Genomic DNA, 23,207 nt, shown 5'->3' on the forward strand with positions numbered 1-23,207 from the left:
ACTTTGGTAGACGTTCTGGTTCGTCCTAAGAAAGCTTAATTTTAGTTTTTAACTAAATTAAACTTTTGAAAAGCCCCGGCCATTTGGTCGGGGCTTTTGCGTTTCTGCTACAATAGGGCCTACAAACTTTGCCTGTTAGAGCAATACTCTACTATATTGTTTTGATGGAAGATCTTTTGATTTCGGCAAGGTAATTTATGAAGCTTAAGCAGCTCTTAGTACTGTCTCTGATCACCGCAACGATATTGCCCTTACTTATCGTTACCCTTGTATTCGCAACCACGATCAGTGCCTTTTTAACTGAGAAGGTTGAGCAATCCGAAATCCCCACCGTACTCAAACAAATAAAGTATGCGGTTGAACTTGATATCTATTCGTCCATAGCGCCATCAAGAGCGCTGGCAAAGAGCGAGTTTATCAAAGCCTGGATGACCAACGGGGAAGCGCCGGAAGACCTGGCCATGATCACCCGGGAGCTAGGTTCGGTTAAACGTGTGAATAATAGTAATACTGCGTTTATAGTTTCTGCTGTTAGCAGAAATTACTACACCCCCGCAGGTATTGTAAGGAAAGTGGAGCCAGATAAGGAGCCGTGGCTGGATACTTTTATCAATTCCGGTACCGAATATGAAATTTCCATTGATGTAGACAAGTCGTCCACCGAAGCGACTGCGTTTATCAATTATGTCATTGAAGATAAAGGCCGCAGAGTGGGCTTAGCAGGAGTGGGCCAGTCACTGGGTGCCATGACCGAGCTGATCAGCTCTTACAAAATTGGTGAGTCAGGGGTCGTCTTTTTAGTTGACGCCGACAATACCGTTCAAGTCCACCCCGACAGGTCAGCCGTGGGCGCCAAGGTGAATATTGCGGCTTTGGCGGGCAATGTGGTGTCGGATGAAGTCAACGACAGGGCAGTGGTGCGCTCGGCAATAAAGCTGGACTCATTAGACTGGTATGTGGTTGTGGAAATCCCGGAGGAGGAGATGTTTTCGGCAATTAACACCGCAATTATGACCAACATTGTGATTGGCTGTGTGATTGCGGTGGTCAGTTTGCTTGGGGCAAATTTACTGGCCAATCGGATATTTAAGCCAATAGAAGTGATCTCAGACGCGGTGACTGAATTGTCCGGCAAGGGTGGCGATCTAACCGCGCGCCTTAGCGTTGAGCAAAATAACGAGGTTGGTTACCTTGGAAAGCAGATTGATATTTTTCTGGCTCAACTGCACGAGATGTTTAAAAGCGTTTCTGAGACGGCAAAACATGTTGAAGGCACGGCCGCTGAGGTCTATCAGAATGTAAAGCATGTCCAGGGCCTGTCAGAGCAACAGTCATCCAGTACAGACTCGGTGGCGGCAGCGGTTGAGCAGATGAATATGACGGTCTCAGATATATCTAATAACGCGCAGGACGCCTCGCAAGTGGCATCGGATACGGAGGGTAATGCTCAGGTCAGCCTGAAGATTGTATCGGATACCATAGGTCATATGGCTGAGTTGGAGTCGATAATGCGTAACTCAGTACTCTCGGTTAATCAGCTCTCTAAAGAAATTGAATCAATCTCGGGTGTCCTGGAGGTGATCAGAGGGGTCTCTGAGCAAACCAATCTGTTGGCCCTCAATGCGGCCATTGAGGCGGCACGAGCGGGCGAACAGGGACGTGGTTTTGCGGTGGTAGCGGATGAAGTACGAAATCTGGCGAAGCGCACCGCAGAGTCGACGGAAGAAATCAATGGCATGATCAACTCCCTCAATGCCACTGCAACCGAAACAGTAAATACCATCACTCATGGCAGCGACGGGACAAATAAAACATCCCAGCTCTTATCTGAGTGTGGCAAATCGTTACGAGAGATCTCTGAACACATCGTCAGGCTGTCAGAAATGAATATTCAAATTGCCACTGCAACCAAAGAGCAGTCAGCTGCAACCAGAGATATTAGCCAGAATGTCACCGTCATATCAGATACGGCCAGACAGACAAAAACGGCGATGGAGCAAACCTATCAGTTTTGTAATGACCTAGATAGTGAAGCTAAATCTCTCTCGGGCACCATAGGTAAGTTCAAGCTATAACGACAATAAGGCTGGCAGCATGGCACTGCTCAGCCTTTGTTGGAATCAAATCACCCGTGAAAAGCGGGTGTTTTTGATCTGCTGTTGCAGGTAGGCATCAAAACACATGCAGATGATGCGGATAAACAGATTACCTCTGGCGGTTACGTCAATACGCCGCTCGCTGAGTTCAACCAAGCCATCGTCCGCCAGTGGCTGAAGCGCCATCAGGGCATCGGCAAAATAGTCATCAAAGTCGATGCTATGCGCTTTGGCAAAGGCGTCTTTATCAAGCTCAAAGTGGCAGATCAGTTGCTTGATTGCTGCGGCGCGTATTATGTCATCCTGAGTGAGCTTTACGCCTTTATGAATGGCGCTATGGCGTTCAGTCACAGCCTGGTAGTAAGGCTTCAGATCTTTTTCGTTTTGTAAAATGGCATTGCCAATCTGTGATATGGACGACACGCCCAGACCCAGCAGATCGCAGTTACCATGGGTGGTGTAGCCCTGGAAATTACGGTGCAGGTGATTGTGTCGCTGTGCCACAGCCAGCTCGTCATCGGTTTTGGCAAAATGGTCCATGCCAATAAACTGATAGCCTGCGGCAGCCATCTGCTCCAGCGTTTGCTTGAATATGGCGAGCTTTTCCTGTGGCCCCGGCATATCGGCTTCTTTGAGCTTACGTTGTGCAGCAAATCGCTCCGGCAGATGAGCATAGTTAAATACTGATACCCGGTCCGGGCCGAGTTCAATCAGCTGCGCTATGGTGTCACGATAGGATGCAACGCTCTGATGTGGCAGGCCGTAGATCATATCCATATTGATGGACTTAAAACCCAGCTCGCGAGCCTGTTTGAGCAAAGACAGTACTTCGTCAACCTGCTGCGGGCGATTCACGGCAGCCTGCACCTGATCATTAAAATCCTGTACCCCGAATGATACTCGGTTAAAGCCGAGCGTTTTTAACGCTGGCAGCATGTCGTCGGCCAGCGATCTTGGGTCTACTTCGATGCCGCGCTGGGCATCCGGTGTAAAGTTAAAGTGCTTCTCCAGCATGGCGACCAGACGGGTCATTTGTGCTGTGGTCAGAAAGGTTGGTGTGCCGCCACCGAGATGCAGCTGCTCCACTTGGTAGTCTTTAAACAGAGGCGCCTGAGCGACGATTTCCAGCTCCAGATGATCAAGATAGACATCCGCCTTAGACTGATGGCGGGTGATTATCTTATTGCAGCCACAGTAATAGCAAAGCTGGTGACAAAACGGAATATGGATGTATAACGACAGCGCCCGGCTCTGCGAGTGGGCAATGGCGTCCATCAGGTCGTCCTGTGCGTAGCCCGACTCCAGCGACAGGGCCGTGGGATAAGACGTATATCTGGGGCCCGAGATATTGTACTTGTTGATAAGGGAGTCATCCCATTGAGGTAATTTAATCACGATCGCACTCTCTTTGCTATTGAGAAGGCCAGTGTAAGCAAAGTTGTGCTGTGAGGCGTTGATCTAAAGCAAAAGGAAGCGCGGCGCGGGGCCGAAACACCCGCGCAAAGCGCATTAGAGCCTGAACTGATCGATCAGCGTATTGAGCTCTCTGGCGACTTTGCTCAATGCTTTGGCATCCTGTGAAACCTGTAGCGCGCCTTGCGCGGTTTCCGCGGCACTTTCACTGATGTTGGTAACACTTTCTGAGATTTGCAGGGACACCGTATTTTGCTCCTCCGATGCACTGGCAATTTGCAGGTTCATGTCGCGAATGGTACTGATTGAGCTGCAAATGGCCTGTAAGGTCGCGCCAGCATGCTCTGTTTGCTCCGCAGAATGCTCTGCATGGTCGACATTGCGATGCATATGCTCGACTGAGCGTTTGGCCTCGCTTTGCAGTCGCGAAATCATCGTCTGGATCTCTTCCGTGCTTTGCTGGGTGCGACTGGCCAGGCTACGTACTTCATCGGCCACCACGGCAAACCCGCGGCCCTGCTCACCGGCTCGTGCCGCTTCAATCGCGGCGTTCAGTGCCAGCAGGTTGGTTTGATCGGCAATGCTGCGGATCACGTCTAAAATGGAGCCCACCGACTCGGTTTCGCTTTCCAGTTGGGTAATGGATTCACTGACCTGCTGAATGCTGCCAACCAGCTCACTCATGGCCTCACGGGAAGCTTGTACCACCTGGATCCCAGTCTGTGATTGTTGATCGGCGTCGGTGGCCGCATCGGCGGCAAGCTGGGCGCTTTGGGTAATTTCCTGAACCGTGGCACTCATTTGCTGCATGGCGGTGGCGCTTTGGGTTAACTGGTCCTGTTGCTGATCGGTTTCACTTTTGGTTTGCTCTGTGACGGTGATCATGGTGCCTGAGGTATCGTTCAGCGTGGCCGTTGCCGCTTTGATCTTGCCTACTATATCGCGCAGGGTTATGGTCATTTCTGACATCGCCCGGTAGATACCTGTGGTATTGGTGGTCGCAAACTGATAACTGAGGTCGCCCTTGGCGATGGCCTTGGCCAGCGCTTCTATCTCTCTGGGTTCACCGCCTATGGGATCACGCAGTAGCTTACTAACATACCCGCTCAGGAAGAGACCGGCACACACCACTAACACCGAGACGATAGAAACCCACAGCACCGCCCGTTCGCTGGCCTGTTGTGCCTGGGGCCCCAGCTTATCCTGGCGTGCTTTTATATCCAGTTTAATATCTTCAAGGGTATTGGCGACTTTTGGGCCCAGTACGTTAAGGCGTTGTTCAATCAACTGATTGCGCTGTGAAATAGTCTGATTAACGGCCTTCACGCCACTTAGATAGTCCAGTTTGTTTTGTAAAAAGCGCGCCAGCAAGCCTTGTGCGGGTTGCCAGGCAAAGGCACCGGCCTGCTCATCAAGCAAGATAGCCAGCTTACTAAACTCAGTTACGGCACGCTGATAGTCTTCAGCGGCATTGGTGACCAAAAACTTGGTGACAAACAGGCGTCCCAGCATCAGGGTTTCTTCGAGCTTAGCTGCGGCATATAAAGCTTTGCTGTCATCACGCTGATAGGCGGTGTCCACCACTTCACTCAGTAAGGTACGCATTTTGGCCCCGTTAACATCCAGCTGATTGGTCACAATGTCATCACGGCGGGCATACAGTTGCACAATTTGCTCAAAGGCGGCGCGGTACTGCTCAATTTCGTCAGCACTGGTACTGAGCTGAGCGCGATACTGCGGATCGTCTATGCTGCTCCGGGCCTGGCTCATTAAGTCGCTGAGCAGCGCAAAGCGCTCATTGAATCCGGCGATGTTGGCCGCATTTTGCTCTTTGAGGTATTTCAGGGCGTTGAGGCGCACTAGCAACAGGTTTGCCTGAACGCGGCCTTCCAGGTTGCCATTGCGGGCCAGAGTACGATACTCAACAAAGTTGTTATAGCCCGAGCTTAGGCCGAGATAGGCCACCACAGAAACGATAGCCATCAGGGCAATGAGCACACCGAATGAGTACGCAAGCAGCTGCGTTAGTTTGAGGTTTTTAAACATAATTAAGCACGATTTTGCAAAGAGTCACCCTTTAAGTGATCGTCTGCAATGGTGCATTAGTCAAGTTTTGGCAAGAGACTGGTAGTAAAAGAAATAAGAAAAAAGTGCTAGCCCGGTGATCGGGCTAGCCACGTACTATTATAATTTGAATTGGTTTACTGTGTTGTTCAGGGCCTTGGCCAGACTGTTCAGATCCCGAGCTTCATCCGCCAATAAGTGGGCATGGTTGGCGGTACTGTTAACCAGATCGTTAATGGCATTCAGACTGTTATTGATGTCTTCCGCGACCACCGTTTGCTCTTCCGTCGAGGTGGCTATCTGATGGCTCTGATCCTGAACTGTGCTAACCGACTCCGTGATGTTGCGCAGCGCATCCAGCACTTCCTGGGTCTGTTCAACGGAGCCTTCAGCCCGCTCCTGGCCCTGCTGCATCATCACCGATGCCTGCTGCGCAATTTGTTGCAGACGCGAGATCATATTGCGAATATCATCGGTTGACTCTTGCGTACGACTGGCCAGGCTACGCACTTCGTCAGCAACCACCGCGAAACCACGACCCTGCTCACCGGCGCGCGCGGCTTCAATTGCTGCATTCAGTGCCAGCAGGTTAGTTTGCTCTGCAATGCCATTGATCACATCAATCACGGCACCTATGTTACTGGTTTCCTGCTCCAGGCCTGCCACAACTTTAGCTGCTTCACCGATATGGCTGGCAAGTTCAGTCATGACTTCCTGCGCCTGACCGGAACGGGCTGCACCGTCATTGGTCATGCTTTGCACCAGATCCGCGGCACGATTGGTTTCATGGGCATTACGAGAAATTTCCGTGACTGTGGCGGCCATCTCGGTTACGGCGGCACTGACACTGTCGACCTGCTCTTTCTCTTGTTGGATCTCATTATTGGTGTTGGTCGATACATCCTGTAGCTGCGCTGCGGCACCACTGAGCTGTTGCGCCTGCGCGGCGGTATCGAGCATCATGCTGCGTAGCTTGTCGATAAAGGTGTTCATATGATGCGCCAGCTGGCCGACTTCATCCTGACTGGTGATGTCGATACGGCGGGTCAGATCACCTTCGCCCGATGCAATATCGCGCATGGTGTTGGTCAGTGTCGTGATAGGGGCTGCTATCATGTGCGTGGCCCATAAAATCATCGCAACAATAATGGCCAGGATAAGGACCACCGCTGTCACGGTACTCATTACGGCTTCGTTAACCGGCTCTTCTATCAGGCTAACGGGGATCAGCAAGCCCAGATGCCAGTCCAGGATAGGCTTATCCAGCTTCACATTATTGAAGACCACATAGTAATCCACGCCTTTGAGCGTGACCTTGGCCGCGCCTGCACCGTCTGCACGCATTGCCCGATTAAGCTCAGCAAAGCCCTGGGTGTCGGCAAATTGCCTTTCCAGTGCTTCCAGGCCTTCTTTGCCGTTGGGGCCTTCATCTGTGATAGACAGTTGATGACCTGTTCGCTTGGACAAATGCACGACCTTATAATTGTGGTCGAGCAAGAAGCCATAGCCCTGACCATCGAACTGGATCTGCTCGACCAGCTCACTGATCTTATTGATCTGCAGGTCAACCCCGCCAACGGCAACGAGCTCGCGTTGAGCATTGTAAACGGGCTGCTGCACCACCGCAGAAACCGCACCAGTATTGATATCAACAGACACCGCACCGACGTATAAGCCACCATGGCTCAGCGCATCCTGCCACCAGGGGCGCTTATAAGAGTAATAAGGACGACCGTCTGAATAGTTAGAGGTACGCTCATTTTCTTTGAAGTATTCACCAGTGCGGGCCGAGGCCATAAAGGCGGACAGAATGTTTTCATCGCTGGCAGAGATCCGGATAAAGTCCTGATTCACTTCCTGGTAGCCCAGGTCGGCACTCAGCGGTTTTTCCCGCTGGGTATAGTCGTCAAACCAGTTGACGTTATGCGGGTTGGTTACAAAGGTCTCTACTATGGCACCGTAACGAGAAAAGAAAGATTCCATGGAGAGCTTTTCAGCATATAAGTGGCTCTGCGCTTCGCGTTCAATCCCTTCCCGGGAAAGCTGGGCAATGTGGTTAACGAAATACCCTGATGCAGCAACCAGTAAAATTGAAATGGTACCGCCAATTAAAAAGAGGATTTTTTTTCGAAGAGATAAATTTTCTAACATGCGTTTTTTCTTTTTCTTGGGATCAGGCAAGCCTCAATCAAACCATATCTTGTACAATAAGGCCACAAATTACGGTGGTTGATTGATAACACTTGACGAATAATCTTTACATCCATAATCGGCATTAGGGACAGATACTTTAACTTTTAGCAATAAATCAGCCGTTTTTCTTATCGCTTTGAAAGTCATGGGCTATTGCCAGTGCATGCCGGGCTGTAGCATCATGCGCACAGCGCGTAAAACCACAGGAAAATGATATGCACAATAAACTCGTTGTGGCCGGGGCCGGCTGGCTGGGTATGCCGGTTGCTCAAGCGGCCGTGGCTCAGGGTTGGCAGGTACAGGCAACCCGGCGACAACCGCACGATGATGAGCTATCCCGGCAGCTGGTACATGACGGTAAAACACTTGTCCATAATGTGTCGCTGCAGCAGGCTTTTTGGCTTTGTGCCATGCCACCGGGTGCACGGCGTGAAGACAGTAATTACCTGGAGACGTTAGAAGCAACATTAGCCTTGGCCACCGAGTTACAGATGAGCGGATTTTTGCTGTGCTCCAGTACCGGCGTATATGCCGATGCAGATGGGCACTACACCGAGCAGGGGGCGCTGGCAGCAACCGATTCACGACGTCAGCGCATTTTGCAGCAGGCTGAGCAATTAGTGTTGTCCCATGGCGGCAAAGTGCTCAGGCTTGCGGGTTTAGTTGGGCCAGGGCGAGAGCCGGGGCAGTTTATTGCGGGCAAAGCATTGCGCAGCTCAGCGCAGGAGCGAGTCAATATGGTGCATCGTGATGATGTGGTTGCGGCCATTATGTGCGTCATGAGCCAGTGGCCTCAGGCCAGAGCCGTTTATAACATTTGCTCACCAGCACATCCGCATAAGCGGGATTACTATCAGGCACATTGTGCCCTGGCCGGCACAGTGCCGCCGAGTTTTGCCAGCGACGACAGCAAGGCGCGGATCATTGATGGCTCAGCCATCGAAGCGCTTGGCTTTAGCTATCAACACGCCATCTGAGGTTCGTTATTTTTTGAAGGTCAGGTGACCGCCCAGGCGATATTTGCTGCCCGGTGAAATCAGCCGGGCAAAACTGACAATTCCCCCTTGCGACCAGGTTCTGCGGATCAATTGCAGACAGGGCTCTTCATGAAACATGTTCAGCCACTGACAAATATCGGGGCCGGGCATAATGGCTTCTACGGTATGGCGCGCCTCGGTCAGCGGGGCAATCTGGATCAGATATTCATGAGGGGTGATCCCGGTGAAGTCCTGCTGCAGATAACCCGGGGCCAACTGCGGGTTTACAAAACGCTCTTCAACCTGCAAAGGCTGCTCGTTCTCGTGATGCACCAGCACGCTGCGATACACCTGACTGTCGACTTCAACACCCAGCGCAATGGCGATTGGCGCAATGGCAGCGATGGATTCCAGCGACAGCACCACGCAGGTGTAATGCCCCCCGCGTTCTTTGACTTCGTCGGCGATATTGCGGATCTCCAGCAATGACGACTGGGATTTGAACCGTGCGACAAAGGTGCCCAGCCCCTGACTGCGGGTCAGGATCCCGGCATCGGTCAGCTCACTGAGTGCGCGCCTGGCAGTCATGCGACTGACCCTGAACTGGGCAGAGAGGGCGTTCTCAGAGGGAACCCGCTGATCTTCCTGCCAGGCACCACTGCGGATCTGTGCAATGATATGTTGTTTTATTTGTGCAAATTTGGGTTGCGTTGTCACAATCTCATGCCATGGTTAGTAAAGAAAAACCGACTCGGGTGTCAGGCTGAGCGAACATAGCTCACTGATAAACATGGCACACCTCTATTGTATATACAAGCTTTCTTGCTACACTCAAACCAGCAAGTTAGAGATGAGGAATTGCGTGGTGATGGTAGTAGATTTAGTGGTGCTGGATGTTAATCTGGCGACAATGGACCCGGAGATTGAGCGTCCTTATGGTGCCATTGAGCAAGGGGCTATAATGGTGAAAGATGGGCTGATCTGTTGGCTGGGTGCGCAGTCGGAACTCCCGGAATTTGATCCGGTGACCACGCCGACTATCTCGGCAAAAGGCGCCTGGATGACACCGGGTCTGATCGATTGCCACACCCATATTTTATTTGCCGGCTCACGGGCCCAGGAATTTGAACAGCGTCTTAATGGTGTGTCCTATCAAGAGATCGCGCAGCAGGGCGGGGGGATTGCGACAACCATGAAAGCAACCCGCGCGGCGGATCATGAGCACCTGTTTGTGGTTGGTAAAACGCGACTGAATGCGTTACTCAGCGAAGGGGTGACCACAGTTGAAAGTAAGTCCGGCTATGGTCTGGATTGCGACAGCGAGATCAAGCTGCTGGAAGTCAACCGCATGCTCGATGAGCATCATCCCATCAGTGTACAAAGCACCTTCCTGGGGGCGCACGCGCTACCGCCGGAGTATCGCGATGATGCCGATGGCTACATTGAACTGGTTTGTGAGCAAATGCTGCCTCAGGTAGCTGAGCGCTCACTGGCCGATGCGGTCGATGCATTTTGCGAAAACGTGGGCTTTAGTAACGAACAAACGCGCCGCGTGTTTGCCAGGGCAACTGAGCTTGGTCTAAAAGTGAAGTGTCACGCCGAGCAGTTGTCTAATCAGCATGGCAGTGAGCTGGTGGCTGAATTTAATGGTCTGTCCGCCGATCACATTGAATACCTCGACGAAGCCGGTGTTAAAGCCATGGCCAAAGCGGGTACGGTCGGCGTGGTGCTGCCGGGGGCGTTTTACTTTTTACGTGAAACCCAGCAGCCACCGATTGATTTGCTGCGTCAGCATAATGTGCCGATTGCCCTGGCCAGCGACTTTAACCCCGGAACGGCACCACTGTGCTCCTTACGCCTGATGCTGAATATGGCGTGTACTTTGTTCCGTATGACACCGGAAGAAGCATTACTGGGTGTCACACGCCATGGTGCTAAAGCGCTGGGTTTGTCAGACAGGGGCATGCTAAAAGTGGGCATGCGTGCCGATATGGTGCTGTGGCAGGTCGGTCATCCGGCTGAACTCAGTTATCAGTTTGGCGTAAATGACCTGTTAAATACCTGGATTTCGGGTAAACTTGTGCAATAGTAAGAATTTTGCAATGGCCTGTTGATGACAAAAAAATTGCTGCTAAAACAGAGTTTTCACAGCATTCTGATGCTGCTGGCATGCTGTCACCCTGGGGTTATGGCCGCAACGGTCAGTATGTCGGTAGCGTCATTCTGGCAGGCCTCAGATGTTCAGTCTCCCCTGCTAATGGCTTTTATGGCAGGGGCCTTGCTCAGTGCCAGCATTGGCGCTATCAGTGTCAGTCAGCAGCCATTGCACCGACTGATTTATGCGACCACCACGGCGGTGGTCTTGGCCTATCTGGCCAATTCTGCAGTGTATTTTGCTTGTTTACTCATCCCGCTGTTACTCTTGCAAGTGTGGTTGGCCCTGCGCACCAAACAACGGCGTTTTCAGCTGATTGCGAGCCTTAGCCTGGGTGGTGCCGTGTTGGCGCTGGGTGGTGCACTGTACTGGGGGTTGTCGCCGGGTCTGGTCGTGGCGGCCCTGCTGCCCGTGTTCTTTGCTGAGCTAATGATGCCCAGAGCAGCAACTGAGTCGGCGCAACAGCCCAGTACAGATGAAAGCAAAACCGCGGATATTCTCGAATTACCCGATCGGGCCGGGTTTCGCACTGCGTTTTATGATTTCCGTCAGCGCGACCCCAGTGCGGCCATGCTGGTGATGATCCGTCTGGAAGGGTTTCAGCAGGTGAATTTTCATCTCGGTCGCGAGTTTGGCGACCTGTTACTGGCCCAGTCGGCCAATCGCATTAAACAACATTTGCAGCATCCGGATGTCATGCCAATCCCATTGGGTAACGATGTATCGCGGCTGGCGCATTTAGGCGGGCTGCATTTTGTCTTTGTCTGCAGTCTCGTCAATCAGCACCATTTGCATGAGCAGATGGTCAATGAAATCATAGAAAGCACGTTAAAACCCTTCAACGTAGGCAACTGCACCATCGAGGTCAAAGCGCGTGCCAGTTATGTCAATTGCGATGAAGAGCAGGGGCAGTTTGAGAACTTATTAACCTGCGCATTTCTGGCGCTGGATAGTCAACCCGACAGCCCTATCGCGCCATACCAGCAACAAATGCAAATCAATCGTCTGGAGCAACAAGCCCGGCTGGCTGAGCTGGCACACATCGACTTCAGAAAAGAGCTGGAGCTGTACTTTCAGCCCGTGGTGCGCAATGAAGACGGTGATATTGAATTTCTGGAGTTGCTGCTGCGCTGGCAGCACCCTAAACAAGGGATCCTGGCGGCAGGCAAATTTATTGAAGACATTCGTATCGCCGGCCTGGCTTTACCGGTTGCACAGTATGTGATTGAGCGAGCTGCCGAAATTGCCTTGGCACTGCGCATGGAAGGGATTGCGATGCCGCTGAGTCTGAACCTGTTTGGCTCGGAAATGCTCCATGAGGAATTCATCGAGTTTATCGATCACGTGCTGGTGGAGCATCAGCTAAAGCCAGGGGACTTGATCATAGAGTGTCCCTCCAGTTTGTTTACCAGCCTAGACCCTCAGGGCATTGCCATGGTGTCGCGGTTACGCTCTATGGGGCTGCGCTTATGCATAGACAGCTTTGGCGAAACCCCGGTTACCTTGTCTAAGCTGCCTCAGCTGACCGTCGATTACGTCAAACTGGGCCGCTCATTAACCTCTGATCATGGTAATCAGGGGTCGTTCAAAAGTGTGGTTCGTGGGATTGTCGAAATGCAGCAGATCCAGGCCTGCAAAGTGATCTGTGAGGGGGTGGAATCGCCGGAGCAGCTGCAATTTGTGAAAAGTCTCAACACCTTTGCGGCGCAGGGCTATTACTTTGCCAGACCCCTGAGCAGTGTGGGCATGATCAGCTGGCTGAAGCAATGGCGTTGGGAGCATCCGGAAGATGCCTCTGTTTCGCCTCAGCCAGACTCACATTAAACGCCTGGCTTACGCGCCTGTAAGTAGCTGCATACCAAAGAAGCCAATACCTGACCGGCATCGCTCAGCCCTTGCTGCAAGCCTTGTGGGTGGTGCTCCGGAGCCGCTTCACACAGGTGTAAATAGCGGGCGTGCTCCTGGCGGGCGGCCAGGTGAACAAAATGCTCCGCATCATTGGCCGTAAAGCCACAGTTGGTATAGGCGCTGACTGGCATCCCGGAGATGGCATCGACATCGACTTCTATCCCCAGTGGTGCTTGTCCGGCAAAACGCCCCAGGCCAGTATTGCAGGCCTCCGTCAGGGTCAGCATACGGCGTACCAGAATATCCTGGTAACTGCTGTAGCTGAATCCGGCCTGGTCTAATGCGCTGATAATAGTGTGGTTGTTTTTCTGTTCATGCATGCCGACCACATGGTAATCCGCCAGATAACCTTGCTCATAGGCATAGCTAAAACCATTACCAGAATGGCGTCCTTCCAGCGCGCGAAAATCGGCATGGGGATCGAAATTGATGGCGTGGCAGGCCTGCTGAGTGCTCTGAGATAACGCCTGTAGCAGGCCAAAGCAATTGTTGTGGCCACCCCCTATCACTATGGGTGCCAGCCCGGCATCAAAGACAGCCCGCATCACCGTGCTTACGCGCTCATCAAGCCGACCGTTCAGCTCACGTAACTGGGCTAGCTGTGTCGGGTCACGATTGTCCAGGTCCGCGCCTTGTTGTTGCAGATCATCACAGCGCACCTCGCCCAGCAGCAAAACATCGTCCGGGGTTAAAAAGCGATTACAGGGCAGGTTCAAGAAGCGCTGTAAAAATGCTTGCCAGCCCAGGTGAGCGCCACCCCGGCCACAGTTAGCCCGCGGGCCCAGATCTTCATTGATGGCTACCAGGACGTACTTAATGCCAAACTGAGCAGCATCGCGCAGCGCCTGCGTTAGGTCGTCTTTGGGTTGCAAAAAAGCCAGGGTTTGCCAGAAGCGTTGTTCGTTTTCACGGCTGGCGCAGTAAGCGGCAATGTCCGCCTCGGTATAAATATGAAGCCAGTGGTTACTCATAATTCAGGTCGATCTATGGAGTTGAACCGGGTAAAGGTGGACTCTACCCGGAGAATTAACAAGGTGGTTGCTGTGTTAGTCGCCCTGTTCGTCGTCGACTTCCAGTAGCAGCTCTTCAGCAGAGATAATGATGCCGGTGGCATCGGCATACAGGTAATCGTCGTCGTAGAAAGACACGCCGGCAAAGTTGACAGGAATGCCCTGCTCACCACTGCCATGGCTGTCTGCCGCGACCGGAATAGAGGCAATCGCCTGGATGCCAAGATCACACTCTTCCAATTCTTCGACATGGCGCACTGCACCATAAACGACAATGCCCTGCCAGTTATTCTCGATGGCCAGTTCAGCCAGCTCGATATCGATGAGTGCGCGGCGCGTTGAACCGCCGCCGTCGACCAATAAAACTTGGCCAGTCCCATCCTGCTGCAATACCTGGTTGATCAGCTCATTATTTTCAAAGCACTTAAGCGTTTTGATCCGCCCGCTAAAGGCGCTTTGACCGCCAAAATTGATAAACATTGGCTCTAATACATCAACGGCATCGGCAAAATGGTCACATAAATCGGAAGTGCTGTAATCCATACGGGCGTCCTCGAAAATAACTGAATTCACGGTCCAGTATACTCCCATTATGTAGGGGCGCAATGCTTTGAATCAACATACATAATTGTGTCACAAAATTGTCGTGGCAGTGTTATTTAGCTCTTCTATGCTGAAATTGTGAACAAATGTAAGCATGAACTATGAAAACACAGATCATCAAACTCGATACGGCGCTTTATTTTGCCCTTTATAAACCCGAGTGTAAGCCCTGGTTCAAAATGGTGATGTTGGCACTGTCGAAAAGCGGCAATGGTGGGCTTTATGTGGTACTGGGTATCCTGAGTGCACTGTTTATGGACTCGGTCGGGCAGCAGTTTGCCTTGTGTGCTGTGGTTGCGTTTGCCATTGAGCGGCCACTCTACCTTTATTTGAAGAACCGTATCGCCAGGGTTCGGCCCTGTGATTGCCTTGCTGTTAAAGCCATGCTTACACCGAGTGATAAATTTAGCATGCCGTCCGGACACAGTGCGGGTGCCTGGTTATATGCGACCTGTCTGATGGAGCATTTTCCGGCACTGGCGTTGCCCTTGATGCTGTGGGCATCAGGTGTGTCGTTGTCGAGGATCGTAGTCGGTGTGCATTATCCAATTGATGTCATTCTGGGGGCGATGATAGGCAGCGGATGTGCTTTGCTGGCAATAGGAGTGGTAGGGGAATTATGAAGATTTTATATGGCGTACAAGGAACTGGTAATGGTCATATCACCCGTGCCCGGGTGATGGCAGAGTGCTTTACACGTTTGGGTATTGATGTTGATTACCTGTTTTCCGGTCGTCCGGACGAGCGTTATTTTGATATGTCGGTGTTCGGGGACTATCAAACCCGGCGCGGGATCAGCTTTGCGACCCGACATGGGCGGTTAAATTATCAGGGCACGCTGCAGCAGTTGCGCGTTGGTCGGTTTATTCAAGATGTACGACGCTTCGATATGCGTGGCTACGACATGGTATTCAATGACTTTGAACCGATCACGGCATGGGCCGCGCGCCGTGCTAAAGTGCCGGTCGTTGCCATGAGTCACCAAAGTGCCTTTTTGTCACCGCAGGTGCCGATATTTGGTGGCAACTTTTTGCTGCGCTCATTGATCCGCTGGTTTGCACCCGCTGATATTCATCTGGGTGTGCACTGGCAACCGTTTGCAGAAAACATAGTGCCGCCTTTTATCCCTTACCAGCCTGGTGACTTTGGTAATCAGTCGATTGCAAACAAAGTGCTGGTGTACCTGCCATTTGAAGACTTGTCACACATAGTGGAGTTGCTGAAAGACTTTCCGGATAAGGAGTTCTACTGCTATCACCCGGATGCCAAAGATACTTCACTCAATCATATTCACCTGCGTGCCCCTTCGCGCGAAGGGTTTATTGCCGATCTTGCTAATGCGTCGGGGGTGGTGGCCAATGCCGGGTTTGAACTATCCAGTGAGGCGCTCAAGTTTGGCAAAAAACTCTTGCTTAAGCCTTTGCAGGGGCAGTTTGAGCAGCAGAGTAATGCCATGACTTTACAAAACTTGGGACTGGCCCAGGTGATGAATTACCTCAACTCCGAAGCACTGGATGAATGGCTGGAGTTACCTGCCGGACAGCAAATTAATTTTCCCAGCGATGCGACTCCGTTAGCTTTGTGGCTAACAAAGGGACAGTGGGGTAATGTCAGTGAGCTACATGATACACTTTGGCAGGCGGTGCTCAATAAAGCACCAAGGGCCGCTTAATTAATGCGCGATTAGTAATAAAGTCGTGCAAAATTGACAAATAGTGCGCGGCGTTGCTGACGGAATAATCTATACTTATTGCAGGTCTTGTAATAATTGGGTAACCGTATGGCATTTCTGGAAAATCTGACCATTAAGCGGCGCTTGCAGTTGAATGCGCTGGTAGTGGGTGTGGCTTTAGTCGTTATGCTGGCAGTGATCATGATCGAAGCCAGTACCATGCGCAAGCTGAATGAAACCATTCAGTACGCGGAGGAGCTGGATATTCATGAGCTCTCCATGCGCAAACACGAGAAGAACTTTTTGTTCTACAAAGATACTGAGGCACTAGATCTATATGCCAGGGACTACAGTGAGCTGCAACGTAAAGCAGGTCTGCTGGACGAGATATTTGCTGAGTTCGATATTGACGATAGTAACTTACGTGAGTTTGAACGCCTTGCGCAAACCTATGTAGACGACTTTAACAACGTCGTTGATTTGCAAAAAACCATCGGCCTGCATCCAAAAGACGGGCTGTATGGCGCGCTGCGTAGTGCCGTTCATGAAGTCGAAACTATGCTGAAGCAGCAAGAGCGTGACGACCTGCTGGTCAGTATGCTGATGCTCAGACGGGCAGAAAAAGACTTTATGTTACGGCTGGATTTAAAGTACCTCAAGCGGTTTGATGATCAAATCAGCAAGTTTGAAGGTCAGGTAAAAGCCGCGGGTTTTGATGCGCAGTATGAGCGCCAGATCCAGACGCTGATCAAGCAATATCAGACTCGCTTCAGAAATCTGGTAGACGCACAGACCAAGCTGGGCCTGGACCTGAACAGTGGCGCTTTGGGCAGCATGAAGCAAAGCGTGGAACAAAGCGATGCGGTGGTAAGCAGGATTGTTGAGCAAGCCAAACAAGAGGTTGCCAATAATGCCCGGATGGCACAAACGGCCGCACTGATCATCTTTGTGGTGGCATCGGTACTGGTGATGGTTTTGGTTTTGTCGACCAGTCGGTCGATTATTGGTCCGGTTGAGCGGGTTTATCAGACAATAGAGCGGATCCGTCGCGAGAACAACTTGCGTATTCCGATTGAGCAGACGGGTAATGACGAAATCACCCTGATGACCAAAGACTTTAATAGCCTGATTGGCGACTTCAAAGAGCTGATTGGCGATGTAAACAATGCGCTGGCGATCATCAATGACGCAACTCATCACTTGTCAGATACCACGGCACAAACCAGTGCCGGTATGACTGAGCAGCTTCATGAAGCCGATATGGTGGCAACGGCGGCAACTGAAATGCAGGCCACCATTCAGGATATTTCGCACAATACCGAAGCGGCGGCGGAAAAAGCCGAGTCTACCAATAAGAATGCTCAGCTGGGCCGCACTGAGGTGACCTCAACCATTGAGCACATCATGCAGCTGTCTGAGTCTTTGGGTGGGGCATCCGACGTGGTAGGACAGTTGGAGCGAGATGGTGAAACCATTGGCTCAGTCCTCGATGTGATCCGGGGCATTGCCGAGCAAACCAACCTGCTGGCGCTGAATGCGGCTATTGAGGCTGCCCGTGCTGGTGAGCAAGGGCGAGGCTTTGCGGTGGTGGCAGACGAAGTCCGCTCGCTGGCGCAGCGCACCCAGGATTCGACTCAGGAAATCGAAAGCATTATTTCGACCTTGCAGCAGCGCACCCGCGAAGTGGTGAATATCATGGAGCAGTGCCGTGAGCAGGGTAACGAAAGTGTGGCACAGGCAGAGCGTGCCGGTAATCTGCTGGGGATGATCACCGAAGATGTGCAGACCATTATGGAAATGAGTACGCATATTGCCACTGCCATTGATGAGCAAAAACAGGTGGCCTCAGAAGTGAACAAGAATGTGGTTAAGATCCGTGATATTGCACAGGTGGCGTCGGAGCATGCCAGCAGTAATGCGCAAAGCAGTGAGGAACTGTCCGAGCAAGCGCGTAACTTGTACGAGTCGGTAGAAAAATACCAGGTGTAGTGGCGCTATGCCAGGCAAAAGAAAAGGCGACCTCGGTCGCCTTTTTTGTGTCTGGAATGCCCTTATGGCATGAACTTGATCGGCACATCGTGCTTTGCCGACACCCGCTGCTGATAGTCTTGCCACAGTGTCTCGTGTTGTTCGCACAGCTTTCTCAGGTATTGCCAGCTGAACAACCCGGAGTTGTGGCCGTCATCAAATACCAGCCTGACCGCGTAATGGCCGACCGGCTCAATCTGACTGATGGTTACATCCTGCTTGTTGAGCACCAGTTGCTGCTGAGCGGGGCCATGCCCCTGCACCTCGGCAGAGGGTGAATGAACACGCAAAAACTCGGCGCTGAGCGAATGGCTCAGGCCATCATCAAAGTGCACATCGAGTGTTTTTTGCACCTTGTGGTAATGCAGTTTAGTTACTTGATACATAGGCATAAAAAAGCCCGATCCAGGACCGGGCGGTTATCCATTAAAGAATAAAGCGGCTCAGGTCTTCGTCCTGGACCAGCATATCTAAATGCTTGTCGACATACGCGGCGTCGATAGTCAGCGATTCTCCGGCTTTGTCGGATGCGTCGAATGAAATTTCTTCCATCAGCTTTTCCATCACGGTATGCAGACGACGGGCACCGATGTTTTCGGTTTTCTCATTGACCTGCCAGGCAGCCTGAGCAATGCGTTCAATCGCATCATCACTGAATTCGATGCTGACACTTTCTGTGTTCAACAGCGCCTGTTGTTGCTCGGTTAAAGAGGCATGAGGTTCTGTCAGAATACGTTTAAAGTCTTTCGCCGTCAGTGCTTCTAATTCAACGCGAATAGGTAAGCGGCCTTGCAGCTCAGGAATAAGATCAGAAGGCTTAGCCATCTGGAACGCACCTGAAGCAATAAACAGAATGTGATCGGTTTTGACCATACCATGTTTAGTGCTGACGGTAGAGCCTTCAATCAGTGGCAGTAAGTCGCGTTGTACGCCTTCGCGGCTGACATCCGGACCTGACGCTTCGCCACGCTTACAGATCTTATCGATTTCATCGACGAACACGATGCCATTTTGCTCAACGGCAAAAATCGCCTGCTCTTTGAGCTCTTCCGGGTTGACCAGCTTAGCGGCTTCTTCTTCGACCAAGAGCTTGAAGGCTTCTTTGATCTTCAGTTTACGGCTTTTCTTCTTGTCGCCAGACAGATTCTGGAACATGCCCTGCAACTGATTGGTCATCTCTTCCATGCCTGGCGGCGCCATGATCTCTACCTGAGGCGCTGTTTCTGCGATATCGATGTCGATTTCTTTGTCATCCAGCTGGCCTTCGCGTAGCTTTTTACGAAATACCTGACGCGTAGAGCTGTTATCGCTTTGCTGAGTTTCACCCCAGGCGTCTTTCGCCGGTGGCAGCAGGGCATCCAAAATGCGCTCTTCCGCGGCTTCTTCAGCGCGGTGCTTGTGCTTTTTGGTTTGCTGCTCGCGGGTCATTTTAAATGACACTTCCACCAGATCACGGATAATGGTCTCGACCTCTTTGCCGACATAACCCACTTCGGTGAACTTAGTGGCTTCTACTTTGATAAACGGTGCGTTCGCCAGCTTAGCCAGGCGACGGGCAATTTCAGTTTTACCAACACCCGTTGGGCCGATCATCAGGATATTCTTTGGCGTCACTTCACTGCGCAGCTCTTCAGGCAGCTGCATGCGGCGCCAGCGGTTTCTCAGTGCAATGGCGACGGCTTTTTTCGCGTTGTCCTGACCAATAATGTGTTGGTCCAGCTCATGGACGATTTCTCTTGGGGTCATTGCTGTCATGGCAATTCCTATTACAATTCTTCGATGGTTTGGAAATTGTTGGTAAAGACGCAGATATCTCCTGCGATTGTCAGGCTCTTTTCCACAATTTCACGGGCACTCAGGTCGGTGTTTTCAATCAGCGCAGTGGCTGCGGCCTGGGCAAAGTTACCGCCACTGCCGATGGCAATGAGGTCATGCTCAGGTTGCACTACGTCACCGTTACCTGTGATGATCAATGACGCGGTTTCGTCTGCAACGGCCAGCAAGGCTTCTAATTTGCGCAGCGCTCTGTCGGTGCGCCAGTCTTTTGCCATTTCAACGGCCGCCCGGGTCAAATGGCCCTGGTGCATTTCCAGTTTGGTTTCAAAGCGTTCAAACAGGGTGAACGCATCGGCAGTGCCACCGGCAAAGCCTGCTAGTACTTTACCGTTGTAGAGGCGACGCACTTTTCTGGCGTTGCCTTTCATTACCGTATTGCCAAGAGAAACCTGGCCATCTCCGCCAATTACGACTTTGTCGCCTCGGCGAACACTCACGATAGTTGTCATAGTATTCCTTAATCAGGAGGCATCAGCCTCATCTGTAAACTCAATTAGGGTAGAGATAGGGACGATTTTACGAAGATCAAGTCCATTTCCAGATCCCGCAGCTGACGATATTTACTCGTTCCAGCTTGTTCTTATCGCTCTCGGCGCCGCGTTTGGTGTCGTAAGGACCCAGGCGGACCCGATACCAGACGCCGTTGGAGCCTTCGGTACGGCGGATCTCTGCGATAAGTCCGGCAAAGGCCATCTTGGCTTTCATTTGCTCGGCCTGTTTATAGGTTCTGAACGAGCCGCATTGCATCTGATAGGGGCCCTGGCTCTCGATTTTCTTGACCTCGACTTTAACCTCGTGATCTTTAATGTCTTTAATAAAATCCGGCGGACGAGGTAAATCTTTTTCGACTTTCGGTTGCTCAGCTTGCTTGGGAGCTGCCGGGTTGGTGGTTTGCACCTCAGGTTTGCCGTGTTGCGTGATGTACCACAGGCCATAACCAAAGGCACTGATCAGCACCAGCGTCAGCGCGGCAAAAAACTTGGGAAAGGGCTTGGCGGCCTTTCCTTTTGCGGCTTTTTTGCCGCCCGGTTTCTTATTTATATAGTCGTGTTGTGCCATAACGTATTTTTAATAGGTATCCATTGGGTCAACGTCAATACTCCAGCGCACCCGGTTGGCAAGTTTATGCTGACCGATATAGTCGGCCAGTTGCGCCAGGTATTGATGCAGTACTTTGCGCTGCGCTGCCTGAATATGTAATTGATATCGGTATTTACCGGCCAGGCGTTCCATCGGCGCGGGGATCGGTCCGAGCAATTGTATACCAGGGTAGGGGGTGGCTGGAACCAGATCCGATAAAAACGCCATTACCAGCTGCGAGTTGGTGGCTTCTGCACGGATCAGCGCCAGATGGCTATAAGGTGGCATCTGAGTTTCTTCGCGTTCGCGCAGTGCATAGCGGGCAAAATCCTGATAGCCATTATTCACCAGATCCTGTAGCAACGGGTGTTCCGGGAAATGGGTTTGCAAAAGTACCGTGCCCGCTTCGCCGCTGCGCCCGGCCCGCCCAGCCACCTGGGTTATCAGCTGGGCCATGTGTTCGGTGGCGCGAAAATCGCAGGAATACAAACCACTGTCGACGTCGAGGATCACCACCAGATTGACGTCGGCGAAGTGGTGGCCCTTGGCGAGCATCTGAGTGCCGATCAGCAGTCGGGCGCCTCCCTGATTAATTTCATCCAGTGCACTTTCGAGGCTGCCCTTGCGACGGGTAGAGTCGCGGTCAATGCGGTGCACGGGGAAGTCGGCAAATTGCTCGGATAAGAACTCTTCCAGCTGCTCTGTACCATACCCGGTTGGCATGATCTGGGTGCTGCCACAGTCGGGGCATTGCACAGGCACAAAGGCTTGCTCTGAGCAGTGGTGGCAGATCAGTCTGCGCAGTGATTTATGATAAGTGGCGCTGGTACTACAGCGGTCGCAATTGCTGAGCCAGCCGCACTCATGACAGATCAAAGTGGGGGCAAAACCGCGTCGGTTGAGAAACACCATAACCTGTTGTCCACGTGCCAGTGTGGCTGCAATGGCATCCAGGCTGGCTTTGGCAAATCCCCCCTGATCGGGTTGTCCTTTCATATCCACCAGTACGAAGCGGTTATCCTGCTGGGTTTGCGCCCGTTTTGTCAGTGGTAGCAACTGGTAGCGGTTTTGCAGTGCTTTGTGCAGGGTTTCCAGTGCCGGTGTGGCAGTACCGAGGATCAACGGAAACTGACCTTGCGCGGCACGATAGGCGGCCAGGTCACGGGCGTGATAGCGCAACCCGTCTTGCTGTTTAAACGAGCCATCATGTTCTTCATCAACCACTATCATACCCAGGGTCTGAAAGGGCAAAAAGATAGCAGAGCGGGTACCAATCACCAGCGCAGATTCTCCCTGCTCAGCTCGTCGCCAGGTGTGTAAGCGCTCATTGTCAGTCAGGTTGGAGTGCCAGAGATCAATCGGTAACCCTTCGAAGCGGCGTTTAAAGCGGTTCACCGTTTGTGGGGTCAGGCCAATTTCTGGCACCAGTACCAAGGCTTGTTTGCCGGCGGCTAAAATGGCCTCCAGGCTTTGCAGATAAACTTCGGTTTTACCACTGCCCGTGACGCCCTCGAGTAAGAAAGTGCGAAACCCGGCTTGACTGTTGATGGCACTGCAGGCGGTGGCCTGCTCAGGGTGAAGCCTGGGTTTACTGCCCAGTTGCAATGGCGCAGACTGCCAGTGGGTATCGGTGCGCAGCTCTTCCTGGATCAGTGCTTTTTCCAGTAAGGCCTTGATCTGTGCTTGTGAGAAGCCCAGTGTTTTCAGCTCACTGGCGGTGGCGTCGCCAGCATTGCGCAATTGTTCAAGCAGCGCCAGTTGCTTTTTGGCTCTGAGTTGAGTGGTTTCACGGCCGGCCTCTGTGAGGGTCAGCACCGGCACTTGTGTTTTATCAACCTGCTCACCTTCGCGCAGCGCACCAGGCAGGGCGGTAAACAGGGTTTCGCCTAGCGGATGACAGTAATATTGCGCGCTGAAGCGCAAAAAGCCGAGGTGCTCGGGTGATAACACGGGCGTGGTATCGAGCACCGACTCAAGCGCTTTTATTTTGTCCTCAGGCACGTCGCTGTGAGACTTCAGCGCCACTACGATGGCGATGCAGGCTCGGTTAGCGAATTTTACTCTTACCCGGCCACCCACACAGGGCTGTTGCTCTGGCTCCAGGCGGTAATCAAAGGTTCTGTGTAAAGGTACTTTTAAAGCGACTTCGGCGAAGCGCATGGAAACTCCGGC

At 52.1% G+C, this 23,207-nt stretch carries 18 protein-coding genes; 7 read left to right on the plus strand and 11 right to left on the minus strand.

Translation table 11 applies throughout. The features are described 5' to 3' along the window. Positions 1–197: 197 nt before the first annotated feature. Positions 198–2,075 carry a methyl-accepting chemotaxis protein gene (locus tag C3B51_RS06175; protein WP_130244503.1) on the plus strand — a complete coding sequence of 626 codons (1,878 nt, stop codon included), beginning with the start codon at positions 198–200 and terminating at the stop codon, positions 2,073–2,075. 45 nt (positions 2,076–2,120) lie between these two features. On the opposite strand, the gene hemN is transcribed toward C3B51_RS06175, so the two are convergent. The 3 genes from hemN to C3B51_RS06190 form a co-directional block, all read right to left on the minus strand. Next, positions 2,121–3,491 (minus strand): oxygen-independent coproporphyrinogen III oxidase, encoded by a 1,371-nt coding sequence (gene hemN / locus C3B51_RS06180; protein ID WP_130244504.1) that lies wholly within the window; start codon positions 3,489–3,491, stop codon positions 2,121–2,123. Positions 3,492–3,605: 114 nt separating this feature from the next. Next, positions 3,606–5,555 (minus strand): HAMP domain-containing methyl-accepting chemotaxis protein, encoded by a 1,950-nt coding sequence (locus C3B51_RS06185; RefSeq protein ID WP_130244505.1) that lies wholly within the window; start codon positions 5,553–5,555, stop codon positions 3,606–3,608. 138 nt (positions 5,556–5,693) lie between these two features. Next, a complete protein-coding gene (locus tag C3B51_RS06190; RefSeq protein ID WP_130244506.1) occupies positions 5,694–7,724 on the minus strand; it encodes a methyl-accepting chemotaxis protein in 2,031 nt (676 codons plus the stop codon). Positions 7,725–7,981: 257 nt separating this feature from the next. Between C3B51_RS06190 and C3B51_RS06195 the strand changes: the two genes are divergently transcribed. Next, complete coding sequence (locus tag C3B51_RS06195) at positions 7,982–8,743, plus strand: NADP-binding protein (RefSeq protein ID WP_130244507.1); 762 nt, start codon at positions 7,982–7,984, stop codon at positions 8,741–8,743. Between the two features lie 6 nt (positions 8,744–8,749). Here the strand turns inward: C3B51_RS06195 and hutC are convergent, their stop codons facing one another. Further along, entirely contained in the window at positions 8,750–9,460 is a 711-nt protein-coding gene (gene hutC / locus C3B51_RS06200) for a histidine utilization repressor (protein ID WP_130244508.1), read from the minus strand. A 151-nt stretch (positions 9,461–9,611) separates the two neighbouring features. Between hutC and hutI the strand changes: the two genes are divergently transcribed. After that, a complete protein-coding gene (hutI, locus tag C3B51_RS06205; protein ID WP_206074737.1) occupies positions 9,612–10,832 on the plus strand; it encodes an imidazolonepropionase in 1,221 nt (406 codons plus the stop codon). Positions 10,833–10,856: 24 nt separating this feature from the next. Next, positions 10,857–12,722 carry a GGDEF domain-containing phosphodiesterase gene (locus tag C3B51_RS06210; protein WP_130244509.1) on the plus strand — a complete coding sequence of 622 codons (1,866 nt, stop codon included), beginning with the start codon at positions 10,857–10,859 and terminating at the stop codon, positions 12,720–12,722. On the opposite strand, the gene C3B51_RS06215 is transcribed toward C3B51_RS06210, so the two are convergent. Both C3B51_RS06215 and rraA read right to left on the minus strand, forming a co-directional pair. Continuing rightward, complete coding sequence (locus tag C3B51_RS06215) at positions 12,719–13,777, minus strand: formimidoylglutamase (RefSeq protein WP_130244510.1); 1,059 nt, start codon at positions 13,775–13,777, stop codon at positions 12,719–12,721. The two genes, C3B51_RS06210 and C3B51_RS06215, sit on opposite strands and share 4 nt — an antisense overlap. Before the next feature lie 75 nt (positions 13,778–13,852). Then, a complete protein-coding gene (gene rraA / locus C3B51_RS06220; RefSeq protein WP_125720266.1) occupies positions 13,853–14,359 on the minus strand; it encodes a ribonuclease E activity regulator RraA in 507 nt (168 codons plus the stop codon). 161 nt (positions 14,360–14,520) lie between these two features. Here rraA and C3B51_RS06225 point away from each other — a divergent pair, with 161 nt between their 5' ends. The 3 genes from C3B51_RS06225 to C3B51_RS06235 all read left to right on the plus strand — a co-directional run bounded on the left by C3B51_RS06225 (position 14,521) and on the right by C3B51_RS06235 (position 18,080). Beyond that, positions 14,521–15,042 carry a phosphatase PAP2 family protein gene (locus C3B51_RS06225; protein ID WP_046004915.1) on the plus strand — a complete coding sequence of 174 codons (522 nt, stop codon included), beginning with the start codon at positions 14,521–14,523 and terminating at the stop codon, positions 15,040–15,042. Continuing rightward, on the plus strand, positions 15,039–16,091 hold the full coding sequence (locus C3B51_RS06230) for an MJ1255/VC2487 family glycosyltransferase (RefSeq protein ID WP_125720264.1): 1,053 nt from the start codon (positions 15,039–15,041) through the stop codon (positions 16,089–16,091). The genes C3B51_RS06225 and C3B51_RS06230 overlap by 4 nt, the downstream gene beginning before the upstream one ends. A gap of 108 nt (positions 16,092–16,199) precedes the next feature. Further along, positions 16,200–18,080, plus strand: coding sequence for a methyl-accepting chemotaxis protein (locus C3B51_RS06235; RefSeq protein WP_125720262.1), 1,881 nt, complete (start codon positions 16,200–16,202; stop codon positions 18,078–18,080). A 62-nt stretch (positions 18,081–18,142) separates the two neighbouring features. Here C3B51_RS06235 and C3B51_RS06240 read toward each other — a convergent pair whose 3' ends face one another. The 5 genes from C3B51_RS06240 to priA form a co-directional block, all read right to left on the minus strand. After that, entirely contained in the window at positions 18,143–18,505 is a 363-nt protein-coding gene (locus C3B51_RS06240; protein ID WP_130244549.1) for a gamma-butyrobetaine hydroxylase-like domain-containing protein, read from the minus strand. A 40-nt stretch (positions 18,506–18,545) separates the two neighbouring features. Next, positions 18,546–19,874: an HslU--HslV peptidase ATPase subunit gene (gene hslU / locus C3B51_RS06245; RefSeq protein WP_130244511.1), complete on the minus strand. Its 1,329-nt coding sequence runs from the start codon at positions 19,872–19,874 to the stop codon at positions 18,546–18,548. 11 nt (positions 19,875–19,885) lie between these two features. Beyond that, positions 19,886–20,404 carry an ATP-dependent protease subunit HslV gene (gene hslV, locus C3B51_RS06250; RefSeq protein ID WP_046004920.1) on the minus strand — a complete coding sequence of 173 codons (519 nt, stop codon included), beginning with the start codon at positions 20,402–20,404 and terminating at the stop codon, positions 19,886–19,888. 76 nt (positions 20,405–20,480) lie between these two features. After that, complete coding sequence (locus tag C3B51_RS06255; protein ID WP_130244512.1) at positions 20,481–21,014, minus strand: SPOR domain-containing protein; 534 nt, start codon at positions 21,012–21,014, stop codon at positions 20,481–20,483. Positions 21,015–21,023: 9 nt separating this feature from the next. After that, entirely contained in the window at positions 21,024–23,195 is a 2,172-nt protein-coding gene (gene priA / locus C3B51_RS06260; protein WP_130244513.1) for a primosomal protein N', read from the minus strand. Positions 23,196–23,207 lie beyond the last annotated feature (12 nt).

It is taken from the genome of Pseudoalteromonas rubra, from assembly GCF_004212645.1.
GTDB classification, from domain to species: domain Bacteria; phylum Pseudomonadota; class Gammaproteobacteria; order Enterobacterales; family Alteromonadaceae; genus Pseudoalteromonas; species Pseudoalteromonas rubra_G.